Origin of the sequence: Serratia sp. 2C06, assembly GCF_050037615.1 — a bacterium.
GTDB classification, from domain to species: Bacteria; Pseudomonadota; Gammaproteobacteria; order Enterobacterales; family Enterobacteriaceae; genus Serratia; species Serratia ureilytica.
In genome coordinates this window covers 4,657,254-4,673,249 of sequence record NZ_CP188299.1, presented here as the reverse complement: position 1 = coordinate 4,673,249, position 15,996 = coordinate 4,657,254, and the positions used below count along the sequence as shown (strand labels likewise).

14 protein-coding genes are annotated in these 15,996 nt (G+C 60.8%); 7 read left to right on the top strand and 7 right to left on the bottom strand.

Features of this window, described 5'->3' with window-relative positions; genetic code table 11:
- Window positions 1-8 precede the first annotated feature (8 nt).
- The 3 genes from menB to menE are packed head-to-tail and all read left to right on the top strand — an operon-like array spanning window position 9 to window position 3,222.
- Window positions 9-866 (top strand): 1,4-dihydroxy-2-naphthoyl-CoA synthase, encoded by an 858-nt coding sequence (gene menB / locus ACP3TA_RS22790; RefSeq protein ID WP_089197260.1) that lies wholly within the window; start codon window positions 9-11, stop codon window positions 864-866.
- Window positions 866-1,849, top strand: coding sequence for an o-succinylbenzoate synthase (menC, locus tag ACP3TA_RS22785; protein WP_033643847.1), 984 nt, complete (start codon window positions 866-868; stop codon window positions 1,847-1,849). The genes menB and menC overlap by 1 nt, the downstream gene beginning before the upstream one ends.
- Window positions 1,837-3,222 (top strand): o-succinylbenzoate--CoA ligase, encoded by a 1,386-nt coding sequence (menE, locus tag ACP3TA_RS22780; protein ID WP_206196218.1) that lies wholly within the window; start codon window positions 1,837-1,839, stop codon window positions 3,220-3,222. The genes menC and menE overlap by 13 nt, the downstream gene beginning before the upstream one ends.
- A gap of 44 nt (window positions 3,223-3,266) precedes the next feature.
- On the opposite strand, the gene katA is transcribed toward menE, so the two are convergent.
- Window positions 3,267-4,703, bottom strand: a complete 1,437-nt coding sequence (katA, locus tag ACP3TA_RS22775; RefSeq protein ID WP_033651930.1) for a catalase KatA — start codon at window positions 4,701-4,703, stop codon at window positions 3,267-3,269.
- Window positions 4,704-5,041: 338 nt separating this feature from the next.
- Here katA and ACP3TA_RS22770 point away from each other — a divergent pair, with 338 nt between their 5' ends.
- Complete coding sequence (locus ACP3TA_RS22770) at window positions 5,042-5,581, top strand: YfaZ family outer membrane protein (protein WP_033643844.1); 540 nt, start codon at window positions 5,042-5,044, stop codon at window positions 5,579-5,581.
- A 61-nt stretch (window positions 5,582-5,642) separates the two neighbouring features.
- On the opposite strand, the gene tyrP is transcribed toward ACP3TA_RS22770, so the two are convergent.
- Complete coding sequence (tyrP, locus tag ACP3TA_RS22765) at window positions 5,643-6,851, bottom strand: tyrosine transporter TyrP (RefSeq protein WP_004935940.1); 1,209 nt, start codon at window positions 6,849-6,851, stop codon at window positions 5,643-5,645.
- 245 nt (window positions 6,852-7,096) lie between these two features.
- Here tyrP and ACP3TA_RS22760 point away from each other — a divergent pair, with 245 nt between their 5' ends.
- Window positions 7,097-8,293: a nicotinamide mononucleotide deamidase-related protein YfaY gene (locus ACP3TA_RS22760; RefSeq protein WP_147838321.1), complete on the top strand. Its 1,197-nt coding sequence runs from the start codon at window positions 7,097-7,099 to the stop codon at window positions 8,291-8,293.
- 3 nt (window positions 8,294-8,296) lie between these two features.
- On the opposite strand, the gene ACP3TA_RS22755 is transcribed toward ACP3TA_RS22760, so the two are convergent.
- Entirely contained in the window at window positions 8,297-9,505 is a 1,209-nt protein-coding gene (locus ACP3TA_RS22755; protein WP_230328401.1) for an FAD-dependent oxidoreductase, read from the bottom strand.
- Window positions 9,506-9,621: 116 nt separating this feature from the next.
- Here ACP3TA_RS22755 and ACP3TA_RS22750 point away from each other — a divergent pair, with 116 nt between their 5' ends.
- Together ACP3TA_RS22750 and ACP3TA_RS22745 are read left to right on the top strand one after the other, a co-directional pair.
- Window positions 9,622-10,443, top strand: a complete 822-nt coding sequence (locus tag ACP3TA_RS22750) for an AraC family transcriptional regulator (RefSeq protein ID WP_033651927.1) — start codon at window positions 9,622-9,624, stop codon at window positions 10,441-10,443.
- A 231-nt stretch (window positions 10,444-10,674) separates the two neighbouring features.
- Window positions 10,675-10,827 (top strand): Hok/Gef family protein, encoded by a 153-nt coding sequence (locus tag ACP3TA_RS22745; protein ID WP_122004452.1) that lies wholly within the window; start codon window positions 10,675-10,677, stop codon window positions 10,825-10,827.
- A gap of 59 nt (window positions 10,828-10,886) precedes the next feature.
- On the opposite strand, the gene yfaE is transcribed toward ACP3TA_RS22745, so the two are convergent.
- The 4 genes from yfaE to ubiG all read right to left on the bottom strand — a co-directional run bounded on the left by yfaE (window position 10,887) and on the right by ubiG (window position 15,801).
- Window positions 10,887-11,147, bottom strand: a complete 261-nt coding sequence (gene yfaE, locus ACP3TA_RS22740; RefSeq protein WP_015378558.1) for a class I ribonucleotide reductase maintenance protein YfaE — start codon at window positions 11,145-11,147, stop codon at window positions 10,887-10,889.
- Between the two features lie 3 nt (window positions 11,148-11,150).
- Window positions 11,151-12,281, bottom strand: a complete 1,131-nt coding sequence (gene nrdB / locus ACP3TA_RS22735) for a class Ia ribonucleoside-diphosphate reductase subunit beta (RefSeq protein WP_019453694.1) — start codon at window positions 12,279-12,281, stop codon at window positions 11,151-11,153.
- A 67-nt stretch (window positions 12,282-12,348) separates the two neighbouring features.
- Complete coding sequence (nrdA, locus tag ACP3TA_RS22730) at window positions 12,349-14,637, bottom strand: class 1a ribonucleoside-diphosphate reductase subunit alpha (protein ID WP_033632525.1); 2,289 nt, start codon at window positions 14,635-14,637, stop codon at window positions 12,349-12,351.
- A gap of 438 nt (window positions 14,638-15,075) precedes the next feature.
- Complete coding sequence (gene ubiG, locus ACP3TA_RS22725) at window positions 15,076-15,801, bottom strand: bifunctional 2-polyprenyl-6-hydroxyphenol methylase/3-demethylubiquinol 3-O-methyltransferase UbiG (protein WP_033644327.1); 726 nt, start codon at window positions 15,799-15,801, stop codon at window positions 15,076-15,078.
- Window positions 15,802-15,996 lie beyond the last annotated feature (195 nt).

Sequence of the window (15,996 nt, the reverse complement as noted above, 5' to 3'; positions counted from 1 at the left end):
AACCGAACATGCTTTATCCGAATGAAGAATACCTGTATGCCGCTATCGCCTGGCAGGATTGCACCGGCGATTTCGAAGACATTCTGTATCACAAGTCCGCCGACGGCATCGCCAAAATCACCATCAACCGGCCGCAGGTGCGCAACGCGTTTCGTCCGCAAACGGTCAAAGAGATGATCGACGCGCTGGCCAACGCCCGTTACGACGACGGCATCGGCGTCATTATTCTGACCGGCGCCGGCGATAAGGCCTTCTGCTCCGGCGGCGATCAGAAAGTGCGCGGCGACTACGGCGGCTATCGCGACGACAGCGGCGTACATCACCTCAACGTGCTGGACTTCCAGCGCCAGATCCGCACCTGCCCGAAGCCGGTGGTGGCGATGGTGGCCGGCTATTCGATCGGCGGCGGCCACGTGCTGCACATGATGTGCGATCTGACCATCGCGGCGGATAACGCCATCTTCGGCCAGACCGGCCCGAAAGTGGGCTCGTTCGACGGCGGCTGGGGCGCGTCTTACATGGCGCGCATCGTCGGCCAGAAGAAGGCGCGCGAAATCTGGTTCCTGTGCCGCCAGTACGACGCCGCCGCCGCGCTGGACATGGGCCTGGTCAATACCGTCGTGCCGCTGGCCGATCTGGAAAAAGAGACGGTGCGCTGGTGCCGCGAAATGCTGCAGAACAGCCCGATGGCGCTGCGCTGCCTGAAGGCGGCGCTGAATGCCGACTGCGACGGCCAGGCCGGTTTGCAGGAGCTGGCGGGCAACGCCACCATGCTGTTCTACATGACCGACGAAGGGCAGGAAGGGCGCAACGCGTTCAACGAGAAGCGCCAACCGGACTTCAGCAAATTCAAGCGTAACCCGTAATGAGCGGGGCAAACCGCAGCGCGGCGCTATACCGTTACAGCCTGCCGATGGAGGCGGGCGTGGTGCTGCGCAATCAACGGTTGAAAACGCGTGACGGATGGGTGGTGCAGCTGTGTCAGGGCGAGCGTGAAGGTTGGGGCGAGATCGCGCCGCTGCCGGAATTCAGCCGGGAAACGCCGGCGCAGGCCGAACAGGCCGCGTTGGGCTGGCTGCAGGCGTGGTTGGCGGGCAACGAACCGGAGCACAGCGCGCTGCCCTCGGTGGCCTTTGGGCTCAGCTGTGCGCAGGCCGAGCTGGAGCAGCGTTTGCCGATGCAGGCGGATTTTCGCAAGGCGCCACTGTGCACCGGCGATCCGGATGAGCTGTTCGAGACATTGAGCGCTTTGCCGGGCGAGAAAGTCGCCAAGGTGAAGGTGGGGCTGTATGAGGCGGTGCGGGACGGCATGATCGTCAACGTGTTGCTGGAGGCGCTGCCGGATCTGCGGCTGCGGCTGGACGCCAACCGCAGCTGGACCCGCGCCAAGGCCGACGGCTTCGCCAGGTACGTCAACCCGGCGTGGCGCGATCGCATCGCCTTCCTGGAAGAGCCCTGCAAGACCCGTGATGAATCGCGCGACTTCGCCCGGGCGACCGGTATCGCCATCGCCTGGGATGAGAGCGTGCGGGAGGCGGACTTTGTGGTGCAGGCCGAGCCGGGCGTGGCGGCCATCGTGATCAAGCCGACGCTGGTCGGCAGCCTGGCGCGTTGCCAGACGCTGGTGGCGCAGGCGCACGCGGCGGGCCTGACGGCGGTGATCAGCTCCAGCCTCGAATCCAGCCTGGGGTTGACTCAACTGGCGCGCATCGCCCATTGGCTGACGCCGGATACCGTGCCGGGCCTGGACACGCTGGGGTTGATGCAGGCGCAGGTGCTGCGCCCGTGGCCGGGCAGCGCGTTGCCGCTGCTGGATGTCTCGGCGCTGGAGTGCCTATGGCGCCGTTGAACGATTGGCCGTGGCGACACTGGGCGCGCACTCAGCCGCAGGCGACGGCGCTGATGCTCGGCGAACAACCGCTGAGCTGGCTGGCGTTGCAGAGCCAGGTGGATGAGCTGGCGGCGGATTTCCAGCATCAGGGCGTTGAATCGGGCTGCGGTGTGGCGCTGTGCGGTAAAAACAGCTATCCACTGCTGCTGGCCTATCTGGCGCTGTTGCAGTGCGGCGCACGCCTGTTGCCGCTCAATCCCGCCTTGCCGACGCCGCTGCTGGCGCAGCTGTTGCCGGAATTGGATATGACCTTTGTCTTCGGCCCGGACTCGTTGCCGGCGCTGCCGGAAGACGTGATTCGATTGACCCCGCCGTCGACCGAGCCGCGTTGGCCAGACCTGCCGACGTGGGATGCGCAGCGTCTGGCGACGCTGACGTTGACCTCCGGTTCCAGCGGCATGCCGAAAGCGGCCGCACACAGCTATGCCAACCATCTGGCCAGCGCCGCCGGGGTGTTGGGGCTGATGGCGTTTCAGCGCGAGGATTGCTGGCTGCTGTCATTGCCGCTGTTTCACGTTTCCGGACAGGGCATTGTCTGGCGCTGGCTGGCGGCGGGCGCCCGGTTGGCGGTGCGCGAGATGCACCCGCTGAACGAGGCGTTGGCGGGATGCACGCATGCCTCGTTGGTGCCGACCCAGCTGTGGCGGCTGCTGGCGCAACCGCTGGCGGGCATGGCGCTGAAGGCGGTGCTGCTCGGCGGCGCGATGATCCCGGTGGAACTGACCGAACGGGCGGAGGCGGCGGGGATCCGTTGCTGGTGCGGCTACGGGCTGACCGAACTGGCCTCCACGGTGTGCGCCAAGCGCGCCGATGCGCGGGCGGGTGTCGGCCTGCCGCTCGGCGGCCGCGAGGTAAAACTGGTGGATGAAGAGGTCTGGATCCGCGCCGACAGCCTGGCGCTTGGCTACTGGCGCCATGGGCATCTGCAGCCGTTGGCCGATGAGCAGGGCTGGTTCCCGACCCGCGATCGCGGCGCGATGATCGAGGGGGAACTGCGAATTCTCGGCCGGCTGGACAACCTGTTTTTCAGCGGCGGCGAAGGGGTGCAGCCGGAAGATATCGAACGCGTGCTGGCGGCGCATCCGCAGATCACGCAGGCGTTTGTGGTGCCGGTGGCGGACGCCGAATTCGGTCAGCGGCCGGTGGCGGTGATCGACGGCGATCCGTCGCTGTCGCTGGCAACGCTGCTCGCCTGGTCGCAGGATAAGCTCGCCAATTTCCAACGCCCGACGGCATTGCTTCCGCTGCCTGACGAGCTGAAAAACGGCGGCATCAAGATTTCGCGCCGCCGGTTGCAGGCGTGGGTGGCGGAGCGCCTGCGTCAGGCATAAAAAAAGCCGCCCGAAAGGGCGGCTGAGCGAATGATGACGGCGGGTTATTTCAGTCCCAACGCCTTGGCGACGCCGGCGCCGTAGTCCGGGTGCACCTTGGTGAACAGCTCGACCTGACGGCGCTGGATGTGTTCCGGCACCTGCGACAGTTCGCCGGCGATGCGGGTGAACATGCGCTGGTGCTCTTCGGCGCTCAGCAGGTTGAACAGCGCGCGCGGCTGGCTGTAGTAATCGTCGTCTTCACGATGATTCCAGTGGTCGGCCGCGCCTTCAATGCTCAGCGGCGGTTCGCTGAAGTCCGGCTGTTCCTGGAACAGGCCAAAGCTGTTCGGTTCGTAGGTTGCGCCGTTGCCGCTGTTGCCGTCCACGCGCATCGCGCCGTCGCGATGATAGTTGTGGAACGGGCATTTGGCGCCGTTCACCGGGATCTGGTGGTGGTTGACGCCCAGGCGGTAGCGGTGCGCATCGCCATAGGAGAACAGGCGGCCCTGCAGCATTTTATCCGGCGAGAAACTGATGCCCGGTACCACGTTAGCGGGGTTCATCGCCACCTGCTCAACCTCGGAGAAGTAGTTGTCGGGGTTGCGGTTCAGCTCGAAAAAGCCGACGTCGATCAGCGGGTAGTCGCCGTGCGGCCAGACCTTGGTCAGATCGAACGGGTTATACGGCGTCTGCGAGGCTTCGTGTTCCGGCATGATCTGGATCTGCAGTTTCCAGCGCGGGAAGTCGCCGCGTTTGATCGCATCGAACAGATCGCGCTGTGAGCTTTCGCGATCCTTGGCGATGATCGCTTCCGCTTCTTCATCCATCAGGTTTTCAATGCCTTGTTCGCAGCGGAAGTGGAATTTCACCCAGAAGCGCTCGTTGGCGGCATTGATAAAGCTGAAGGTGTGGCTGCCGAAACCGTGCATGTGGCGGTAGGACTTGGGAATGCCGCGATCGCTGAAGTCGATGGTCAGCTGGTGCAGCGATTCCGGCAGGTGAGAGAAGAAATCCCACTTGTACACCGGATTACGCAGGTTGGTATGCGGATCGCGTTTCACCACGTGATTAAGATCGGGGAATTTCAGCGGATCGCGCAGATAGAACACCGGCGTATCGTTACCCACCAAATCCCAGTTGCCTTCTTCGGTATAGAACTTCATGGCGAAACCGCGAATGTCGCGTTCGGCGTCGGCCGCGCCGCGCTCACCGGCGACGGTGGAGAAGCGGATAAACATGTCGGTCTGCTTACCGATTTCGGAGAAGATCTTGGCGCGCGTGTAGCGGGTGATGTCATGGGTGACGGTAAAGGTGCCGTAGGCGCCGGATCCTTTGGCGTGCATGCGGCGCTCGGGGATGACCTCGCGGTCGAAGTGGGCCAGTTTTTCCAGGAACCACACGTCCTGCAACAGCATCGGGCCGCGTTTGCCCGCGGTGATCACGTTATTGTTATCGACAACCGGGGCGCCGGCTGCGGTGGTCAGTCCTTTCTTGCTCATCACTTGCTCCTTATCGTAGTGCAGTTAAGTAAAGACTCGGGCGGTTTAAGCGTTCATCAGCATAGTCCTTTGGCGGGGCTTCTTCCCCTGACCTTGGTCAAAGCCACTACTAGTTGTAGCCCTATTGGCGAGCGACGGCAAATAGGTCTCGGTTATCGTTGGCATCGCCTTGACGAATATGGATTTTTGTTTGCAAATTTTTACATTTATTTGATTATTGAAGAATTTTTTCGCTTTTATCCCTTAAATACTCATTGCGCTTTGGTATAGACTCATGACGTTATTATTTTGCGTTGATTCGATCATTCGGTACGGATGACAAACCAGAGGGAAAGATGATGAAAAAGACTTGGGTCGCGTGCGCGGCAGGATTGCTGTTTGTGACCGGCGCGGCGAACGCCATCAGCGTGTCAGGCGAAGCCGGGCAACACTACACCAACCTGGGCGTTGGTATGAGCACCGGCTCTTCAGGTCTGGGCCTGACCGGCAACTGGGCGCGCAGCGACCATGACGGCAACGTCGGCAGCGTGGGGTTGAACTTCGGCGTGCCGCTGGGGCCGTTGACGGCGACCGTGGGCGCCAAAGCGCTGTACCTCAGCCCGAAAGACGGGAAAAGCGGCGGGGCGGTGGCGCTGGGCGGCGGCCTGGAGTGGGAAATTAACCGTTACTTCAGCCTGCACGGCGAAGGTTATTTTGCCCCTGAGTCTTTCACCAGCGGCGTGAAGGCCTATAACGAAGCCAGCGGCGGCCTGCGCTGGAAGTTCCGTCCGCTGAGCGTGGACGTGGGCTACCGTTACATGCAGATGGAAGGCAAAGACGGGCGTCGCGACAACACCCTGGCCGATGGCCCTTATGTCGGTGTCGGTCTGAGCTTCTGACGCTCAGCAAAAAGGGGCCATTGCGGCCCCTTTCTCTTTATCATTCTTTGTCTTTCGTCGCTTACCCGACCGCCGGCAGCATGCCGCTGGCGATGCCCAGTTGGATGGCGATCACCGTTACCCCACAGACAAACACCAGCGCCAGCGCAGGGGTGCCGCCCCAGACGCGGTACTGCGCCTGATGCTTTTGGCGAGTTTTCCACACCAGCAGCGAAGGCAGCAGCAGCGCCAGCACCGACAGGGCGATGGCGGCGAAACCCAACGCCAGCACGAAACCGCGCGGATAGAACAGCGCGAAGGCCAGCGGCGGCAGGAAGGTGATGGCGCCGGTTTGCAGGCGGCCACGCACGTTATCTTGCCGCTTGAACAGGTCAGCCAGGAAATCGAACAGCCCAAGCGCAACGCCGAGGAACGAGGTCGCCAGCGCCAGATCGGCGAACAGGTGCACCGCCAGTTCAACGTGCGGCGAAGCTACTGCATCACGCACCGCCTGCAACAGGCCATTCAGCCCGGCCTGCTGCGCCAGAATGCCGACGAAGGTGTCAGAGCTGATGCTGCCCAACGTCGCTAGCTGCCAGAAGATATAGGCGATCAGCGGGATGGCGCTGCCGATGATAAACACCCAACGCAGTTTGCGAATGTTGCCGCCCATGTAGTTGACGATGCTCGGCACGCTACCGTGGAAGCCGAATGAGGTGAAGATCACCGGAATGGCCGATAACGCCAGGCCTTGCTCCAGCGGCAACGTCATCAGATTGGTCTGGTGGATATTCGGCAACATCAGGCCGAGCATCACCACCAGAAACACCACTTTCGCGCTGAACAGGATGCGGTTGAACAAGTCGACCGAGTGGGTGCCGATGCACACCACGCCGCCGGCCACCAGGGTGAACAGCAGGACGCCGAGCGACACCGGGAAGTCCTGCGATGTCCATTGGCTGATGCTGGTGGCGAGCAGTTCGCCGGCGCCGCTAATGTAGGCGGCGGTGAGGGCGTACATCAGGAACATCATGCTAAAGCTGGTCAGCCACTGGCCGCCGCCGCCGAGATAACGTTTGGCGAGCGTGCCCAGACCGGTATCCGCCTGCTCATGCTGGTAAACCTCCACCAGTAACAGCGCGGTGTAACACATCAACAGCCACAGCCCGACCAGTAAGGCCAGCGTGACGCCGAAACCGACGCCGGCCGCCGCCAGCGGCATCGCCAGCATCCCGGCGCCAATGGTGGTGCCCGCCACGATAAAAACACTGCCAAGAGTGCGATTCTTCACGTTTTTTCTCTACCAGCCGAAAGATTTTGAAAATTATAGGTAACGATTTATGAGGATGGCAGGATAGTGGAAGCCCTAATTTGTGTCAAACCGGCGTTACGCGCATTGTAAATTAAAGTTTACAATCTTGCGGGCGGCATGGCGCATGATGAACGACGCGATGGCGGAAATAATCCGACGGCGGCTAGTGAAAAGTTATTTACGGGCTTCTATAGTGGAATGACCAAAAAATGTGGGAGAGATCAATGTTAAGGGTGGAGATGCTCAGCACCGGCGATGAGGTGCTGCACGGGCAAATTATTGATACCAACGCCGCCTGGCTGGCGGACTACCTGTTCCAGCAGGGCGTGCCGATGAGCGGGCGGGAAACGGTAGGGGACAGCCTCTCTGCTTTGATCGAGATCCTGCAGGAACGCAGCCATATCGCCGATGTGCTGATCGTCAACGGCGGCCTGGGGCCGACCAGCGACGATTTGAGCGCGCTGGCCGCCGCGAAAGCCTGCGGCGTAGAGCTGATTGAACGGTCTGACTGGCTGGCGCGTATGGAAGCCTATTTCGCCGAGCGCGGGCGGCCGATGGCACCTTCGAATCGAAAGCAGGCGCAGATCCCGGCCAATGCGGAAATGCTGGATAACCCGGTGGGCACCGCCTGCGGTTTCGCGTTGCAGCTGAACCAATGCCTGATGTTCTTCACCCCCGGCGTGCCTTCGGAATTCAAAGTGATGGTCGAACAGCAGATCGTGCCGCGTCTGCGCCAGCGCTTCACTTTGCCGGCGCCGCCGCTGTGCCTGCGTCTGACGACGTTCGGTACCTCCGAGAGCGATCTGGCCGCCGAACTGGACAGCCTGCCGCTGCCGCCGGACGTGGTGCTGGGTTACCGCTCGTCCAGCCCGATCATTGAGCTGAAGCTGACCGGGCCGGAAAACCGGCGCGCGGAGATGGAGCTGGCCTGGCGACGCGTGCGCGAGGTAGCAGGGGACAACTGCATCTTCGAAGGCACCGTCGGGTTGCCGGCGACGCTGACGCAGCGCTTGAATCAGCAAGGGCTGAAGCTGGCGTTGAGCGAGCAATTCAGCGGCGGCTTGATCAACCTGCAGCTGCAGAGCGAAGGCGCGCCGCTGGCGGGGGGAGAGCTGCTGCCGGCCCACTGCATCGAAACGCTGGAAACGACGCTGGCGCGCGCCCGCTCGCTGGCGGAATTGACCGGCGCGCCGTTGGCGTTGGCGGTCAGCGCCATGCGCGATGAGCAGGTGAGCATTGCGCTGCACACGCCGCGCGGCGGGATTGGCCAGACCGTGCGTTATCGCGCGTCGCGCCACGGGCTGCGGCTGCGGCAGGAGTCGGTGGCGATGCTGGCGCTGGATATGCTGCGCCGTTGGCTGAATGGGGGCCAGGCGTGCGGTAAAAACGCCTGGCTGGAGGTGGTGGAAATTATCGAGTGACGCTCATGGCGCTGAGTTGTCTGCCTCACTGTTTTGTTGTAGCCGTTCGGACGCCAGGCGTGAAAGACGTATTGCCGCCGCGCCTCGCGTTTGCAGCTCTGTACCGTAGTTCCTGAGCGCCTGCGCGGCGCTGTCTGAGTGCGCCAGATGCGCCGCCAGGCTGGCGGCGTCTACCAGCGCGGTGTTGGCGCCGAGCCCACCTGCCGGGCTCATGGCGTGCACGGCGTCGCCGAGAAAGGCGATGCGTTCGCTGTGCCATTCCGGCATCGCCGCCGTAACCTGCACCGTCCGCACGCTGAGCGATAGGGGATCCGCCAGCGCTAACGCCGTTTGCAAGGCGGGCGCCCATCCTTGCGAGATATGCCGTACGCGCGCCTGCAACGCGGTGTTCTCCTCCAGTCCCGGGGCTCCGCCGAGACGTTCAGCCGAACCGATACAGGCCCAATAGAGATAGTCGTCGACCGGCGAGAGGCGGCAATCGGGCGCGTAGTCGGCCGCCAGTTGCGCCATGGGGGCCTGAAAGCGCATCGGTTCAACCACCAGCGACACGCCGTCGGCGAAGATCACCGATACGCCGTTCAGCAGCTCAGGGGCCAATTGGGCCCGGGTCGCCGCATCGAGCGGCGTTTTGCCGTAGAGGGTGACCGCACCGCTGTCTTCTGGCCCCGCCTCGGGCAGGCAGCGCCGCCGCACCAGCGAGTTGACACCGTCGGCGGCGATCAGCACATCGACCCGCACGTGTTCGCCGTTGGCGAACTGAAGTTCCACACCCTGCGGCGTTTGTGCAAATTCACGCAAGGTATGGCCGAAACGCACCCGGTCTTGCAGGCCGGCAAGCAGGATCTCGCGCAGCGTTTGGCGATGAATGCCGAGATCGCCGCCCGGTTCTTGTGTTTGGCGCTGGCTGGAGGGCAACCAGTGCTCGGGGCGCCGGCCGGTGAGCGGGGCAAGCTGCGGATCCCATAGATTGCTCTCGCCGCTGTTTTGCGCGCTGCCGGCGCAGAGCAAGCGGTAGTGCGCCGGCGGCAGGCAGGCGGCCAGCGCCTGCTGCCCCGACGGATCGATGCGCAGCCGGTAGCCCTGATCGCGTGCTTGCGGTGTGGTGTCGCGTTCAAACACCGTGGCGTGGATGCCAAAGCGGCGCAGTCCCTGAGCCAGACACAGGCCGCCGGGCCCGGCGCCGATAATGCCAATGCTGAGTGTTGTCATCATGTTCCCTCGTGAGTCAGTGGCCGCAGACGGTCGCGGCCGGAAGCATTTCATTATGTCGGTGCAGGAAAAGGTTGGTATAACGGTATCTGGACTAAAAATAGTGATTAGTGGCCAATATGAATGCGAACCTTCACGCCCTCGACGCTGACTGCAGCGAATGGTCGACGGGCCCCTGGCTGATCGCCCTCGGCGGCCGCGACGCGGCAGGCCGGGAGTATCGGTTGGGCACGCGCGAATACGACTGGCATCAGCATGTGCGCGGGCAGTTGCTGTGCGTTGAAAGCGGTTTGCTGCATGTAAGCACGGCGCAGGGCGATTGGGTGCTGCCGCCTCAGCGGGCGGGTTGGATCCCGCCGGCGACGGAGCACCGGGTGCAGGTTTGCGGCGCGCTGAGCGGCTGGAGTTTACTGCTGGCGCCGGAGGCCTGCCACGATCTGTCGAATACACCTTGCGTTATCGGCATCAGCGCAGTGCTACAGGCGCTGGCTCAGCGTGCGGAAGGTTGGGACAAACGCAGCGCGCTTACCCTGGAGCAGGAGCGTATGGCGCAGGTGATGCGTGACGAGATACGGCTGGCGCCGACGGAGCCGCTGTATTTACCGATGTCGTCCCATCCGCGCCTGGCCGGCGTTCTGCAGGCCTTGCTGGCGCAACCGGGGAGCGAACGTTCACTGGAGGCGTGGGCTGAATGGGGGGCGATGTCGCCGCGTACCCTGCGGCGGCTGATGATCGGCGAGACGGGGTTGAGTTTTGCCCAGTGGCGTCAGCAGGCTCGGTTGTCATATGCGTTGGCGAAGCTGGCCGAAGGCGAAACGGTGCTGCAGATTGCGGAGGCGCTGGGGTATGCCTCGCCGAGCAATTTTATCGCCATGTTTCGTAAAGCCTTCGGCGATTCCCCGGCGCGTTATTTTTCCACATCGGCGGGAAAGGGGCGCTAAGCGAAATACTTTGAGGATAGTTATATATCCCTGATTAATCATAATCTTATAGGGGATATTCGCGGTGAGGGAATGCTGTTACTCTCTTGACGGGTGCTTGAGACTGTTCGTCTTGGGCATTGTGTGACAAGGCGGATAGATGAAAGCCCCAGACTGACTCTCAATCAGAATGGGGCTGCACATACCGCCTAGACACCGGTATGGTAGCCCCTTCACAGCAAGGAGGCAAGCATGCGCTTAAGGCATGTGTTTCACTCGCTAACCGTTGTAAGTATTACGGTTTTGTTATTTATCTGGATGATAAGAGACTCGCTGTGCGAGCTGAAAATCTACCAGGAAAATATCACTATCCTGATCAGGTTGGCGTGTGAGGTGAAGCGGTAATCCTAGGGCGGGGGCAACCCCGCCTTCTGGTCTCCAGGCGCGGTTTCCGGCACCCGACTTTACATTTCCAGCTCGATATCCGTCAGCGGCATGCAGCAGCAGGGCAGGATTTCACCGGCGTTGATAAACGCCAGCGGCTGTTGGCGGTAGGCCACTTCGCCTTTCACCAGCTTCAGACGGCAGGCGCCGCAATAGCCGGAGCGGCATTGGTACTCTACCTGCACATCGTGCAGTTCCAGCACGTCGAGCAGGCAGTTTTCACTGTTAGGGCAAGAGAGCTGCGTGCCGGCGGCGCGCAGCGTTACGGTTGGCGTCGCCATCGCTTACAGTTCGAAGTCGCTCAGGTCGTCGGCGTTGATCTCCGAGTCGATCTGGCCAACCAGGTAAGAGCTCACTTCCACTTCCTGCGGCGCTACCTGCACGTTGTCGGACACCAACCAGGCATTGATCCACGGGATCGGGTTGGAGCGGGTTTCGAACGGCAGACCGAGGCCGACCGCCTGCATGCGGATATTGGTGATGTACTCCACATACTGGCACAGGATGTCTTTGTTCAGGCCAATCATCGAGCCGTCGCGGAACAGGTATTCCGCCCACTCTTTCTCCTGCTGTGCTGCCAGCACGAACAGATCGTAGCACTGCTGCTGACATTCCTCGGCGATCTCCGCCATTTCAGGATCGTCGGCGCCGGAACGCATCAGGTTCAGCATGTGCTGGGTGCCGGTCAGGTGCAGCGCTTCGTCGCGGGCGATCAGTTTGATGATTTTGGCGTTGCCTTCCATCAATTCGCGCTCGGCGAAAGCGAAGGAGCAGGCAAAGCTGACGTAGAAGCGGATCGCTTCCAGCGCGTTCACGCTCATCAGGCACAGGTACAGCTGCTTCTTCAGCGCACGCAGATTGACGGTGACGGTTTTACCGTTCACCTGGTGGGTGCCTTCACCCAGCAGGTGATAGTAGCTGGTCATCTCGATCAGATCGTCGTAGTAGCCGGAAATGTCTTTCGCGCGCTTCTTGATCTCTTCGTTGGTGACGATGTCGTCGAACACCAGCGCCGGATCGTTGACGATGTTGCGGATGATGTGGGTGTAGGAACGGGAGTGGATAGTCTCGGAGAACGACCAGGTTTCCACCCAGGTTTCCAGCTCAGGGATCGAGATCAGCGGCAGCAGGGCGACGTTCGGGCTGCGGCCCTGGATGGAGTCCAGCAGGGTCTGATACTTCAGGTTGCTGATGAAGATGTGCTTCTCGTGCTCCGGCAGCGCCTGGTAATCGATGCGATCGCGGGAAACGTCAACCTCTTCCGGGCGCCAGAAGAAGGAGAGCTGTTTTTCGATCAGTTTTTCGAAGATTTCATGCTTTTGCTGGTCGAAACGCGCAACGTTTACCGACTGGCCGAAGAACATCGGCTCTTGCAGCTGGTCGTTTTTGGTCTGAGAAAAAGTGGTGTAAGCCATAAGCCTGAATCCATCGTAACGTGGCTAAATGAAGGGGCCGGAAAATTCCGGCCCGCTAGGTCAAACTTTAGATCTTGCAGGCGCCGCTTTCGCAGTCGTCATCGCCGGCCTTGGCAGGCTGCAAATCTTCCTGGGCGTCTTCCGCACCGTCGCGGGTGTTTTGGTAGTACAGCGTTTTCACGCCGAACTTGTAGGTGGTGAGCAGGTCTTTCAACAGCTGCTTCATCGGCACCTTGCCGCCCGGGAAGCGGGTCGGATCGTAGTTGGTGTTGGCCGAAATCGACTGGTCGATGAATTTCTGCATCAGCCCCACCAGCTGCAGATAGCCGTCGTTGCTCGGCATTTCCCACAGCAGCTCGTAGTTGTCTTTCAGACGCTCATACTCCGGCACCACCTGGCGCAGGATGCCGTCTTTCGACGCCTTGATGCTGATGTGGCCGCGCGGCGGCTCGATGCCGTTGGTGGCGTTGGAAATCTGCGAAGAGGTTTCCGACGGCATCAGGGCGGACAGCGTCGAGTTGCGCAGACCGGTTTCCTGGATCTCTTTACGCAGGGTTTCCCAGTCGTAGTGCAGCGGCTCGCTGCAGATCGCATCCAGGTCTTTCTTGTAGGTGTCGATCGGCAGGATGCCCTGCGAATAGGTGGTTTCGTTGAACCACGGGCAAGCGCCTTGTTCCTGCGCCAGACGGTTGGAGGCTTTCAGCAGGTAGTACTGAATGGCTTCGAACGTCTTGTGGGTCAGGTTGTTGGCGCTGCCGTCGGAGTAGCGCACGCCGTTCTTCGCCAGATAATAGGCGAAGTTGATGACGCCGATGCCCAGGGTGCGGCGACCCATTGCGCCACGGTGCGCGGCCTTGATCGGATAATCCTGATAATCCAGCAGGGCGTCCAGCGAACGTACCGCCAGGGTCGCCAGCTCTTCCAGATCGTCCAGGCTGTCGATCGCGCCCAGGTTGAAGGCGGACAGGGTGCACAGCGCGATCTCGCCGTTTTCGTCGTTGACGTCTTCCAGCGGCTTGGTCGGCAGTGCGATTTCCAGACACAGGTTGGACTGGCGCACCGGCGCGATCTGCGGATCGAACGGGCTGTGGGTGTTGCAGTGGTCGACGTTCTGGATATAGATACGGCCGGTAGAGGCGCGTTCTTGCATCATCAGCGAGAACAGCTCAACCGCTTTCACGCGCTTCTGGCGAATGCTGTCGTCTTTCTCGTACTGGGTGTACAGGCGCTCGAATTCGTCCTGATCGGCGAAGAACGCGTCATACAGCCCCGGCACGTCGGACGGGCTGAACAGGGTGATGTCTTCGCCTTTGATCAGGCGCTGGTACATCAGACGGTTCAACTGCACGCCGTAGTCCATGTGGCGCACGCGGTTGCCTTCAACGCCGCGGTTGTTTTTCAGCACCAGCAGGCTTTCCACTTCCAGGTGCCACATCGGGTAGAACAGCGTTGCCGCGCCACCGCGCACGCCGCCCTGCGAGCAGGATTTGACGGCGGTCTGGAAGTGTTTGTAGAACGGGATGCAGCCGGTATGGAAGGCTTCACCGCCACGGATCGGGCTGCCCAGCGCGCGGATGCGGCCGGCGTTGATGCCGATGCCGGCGCGTTGCGAAACGTATTTCACAATGGCGCTGGAGGTAGCGTTGATGGAGTCCAGACTGTCGCCGCACTCGATCAGCACGCAGGAGCTGAACTGGCGGGTTGGGGTGCGCACGCCGGACATGATCGGCGTAGGCAGCGAAATCTTGAAGGTGGAAATCGCGTCGTAGAAACGTTTGACGTAGTCCAGACGAGTTTCACGCGGGTAGTTGGAGAACAGGCAAGCGGACACCAGCATGTACAGGAACTGGGCGCTTTCGTAGATCTCGCCGCTGACGCGGTTCTGCACCAGATACTTGCCTTCCAGCTGCTTGACGGCGGCATAAGAGAAGTTCATGTCGCGCCAGTGATCGATAAAGGAGTCCATCTGCTCGAACTCTTCAGCGCTGTAGTCTTCCAGCAGATGTTTATCGTATTTGCCCATCTCGACCATGCGGGTCACGTGAGCGTGCAGCTTCGGCGGTTCGAACTGGCCGTAAGCCTTTTTACGCAGGTGGAAGATCGCCAGGCGAGCGGCCAGGTACTGATAGTCCGGCGCATCGCGGGAGATCAGATCGGCAGCGGCTTTGATGATGGTTTCGTGAATGTCGGCGGTTTTGATGCCGTCATAAAACTGAATGTGGGAACGCAACTCTACTTGAGAAACCGAGACGTTGTGCAATCCTTCTGCGGCCCAATCGATGACCCGGTGGATTTTGTCGAGGTTGATGCGCTCTTTACGGCCATCGCGTTTAGTTACAAGCAGACTTTGGTTCATGTGGTGTTTTACCTGTCCGTATGGTGCCCCTAAGCAGAAGTGTAGTCGCTCTGCTCAGTATGTAAACACTATATATAGGGGTTGTATGTCGGTGAGGTAACAAGATAGTGAGAAAAAACGGCGTTTGCAAGTGAACAAAACCGGCCTAATTTGTGGATAACTTGGGGGTGAAATGTAACTTGCCGTTCGCAGTGCGCGCCGTGACTGGCGCGACAAGCTTGTCAATAAGCGAGATCAGATTTTACTGAAAAACTGAAAAAACCGATCGTTTGGCGTTTTATTAAACGTTAGAAAAAAACGGCATATTGATCTGATTTAATATTCTAAAAAACTGTCTACAACCACGATTTTGATCGAAGTCGCGGAAATTAGGTATTTTTCCTAACAGCGCGTTGGCGCCGAACCCCGATAACGCAGGGCCGGCGCGGTTTACAGCGCTCAGCCTTCGTGCTGGGTGTGCACCATGTAGTTCACGTCAACGTTGCGCCCAAGCTTGAAATGATCGGTGATCGGGTTGTAATGCAGGCCGATCATGTGCTTTTCGCGCAGCGGCGTGCCGTCGACCCAGCCGATCAGTTCGGAAGGGCGAATAAACTTCTTATGATCGTGGGTGCCCTGCGGCACCATCTTCAGCACGTACTCCGCGCCGATCACCGCCATCAGCCAGGCTTTGGTGTTGCGGTTGATGGTGGAAAAGAACACGTGGCCGCCCGGTTTCACCAGTTGGGCGCAGGCGCGCACCACCGAGGCCGGATCGGGCACGTGCTCCAGCATTTCCATGCAGGTGACCACGTCGTAGCGCTGCGGGTTGGCCTGAGCGTGGCTTTCCACCGTCTCCTGCACGTAAGTCACGTTCACGCCGCTTTCCAGCGCGTGCAGCCGGGCGACCTGCAGCGGCTCCCCGCCCATGTCCAGGCCGGTCACTTCGGCGCCTTCGCGCGCCATGCTTTCCGCCAGAATGCCGCCGCCGCAGCCCACGTCGAGCACCTGCTTGTCAAAAATGCCGCCGGCGCGCTGCATGATGTAGTTCAGGCGCAGCGGGTTGATGCGGTGCAGCGGTTTGAACTCGCCTTCCAGATCCCACCAGCGGGAGGCGACGGCCTCGAACTTGGCGATTTCCTGGTGGTCAACGTTTTGCACTCGGCTGGATGATTCTGCGTTCATGGGCTTGTCTGGCTCCTTGTTCTCGTTGCGCGGATTATACATGTTCCGGCGCGGCATCGTCTGCGTCGATGCGTTTTTAGCGCACTAATCTGTACAATTTCCGTGAAACAGCGGCGGTTATTTTCCCGTAAAGCGTGCTTTGTGATATAGTTTTACACCTTTGCCACTATGGCAGCGGGCAGATGAATCATTAGT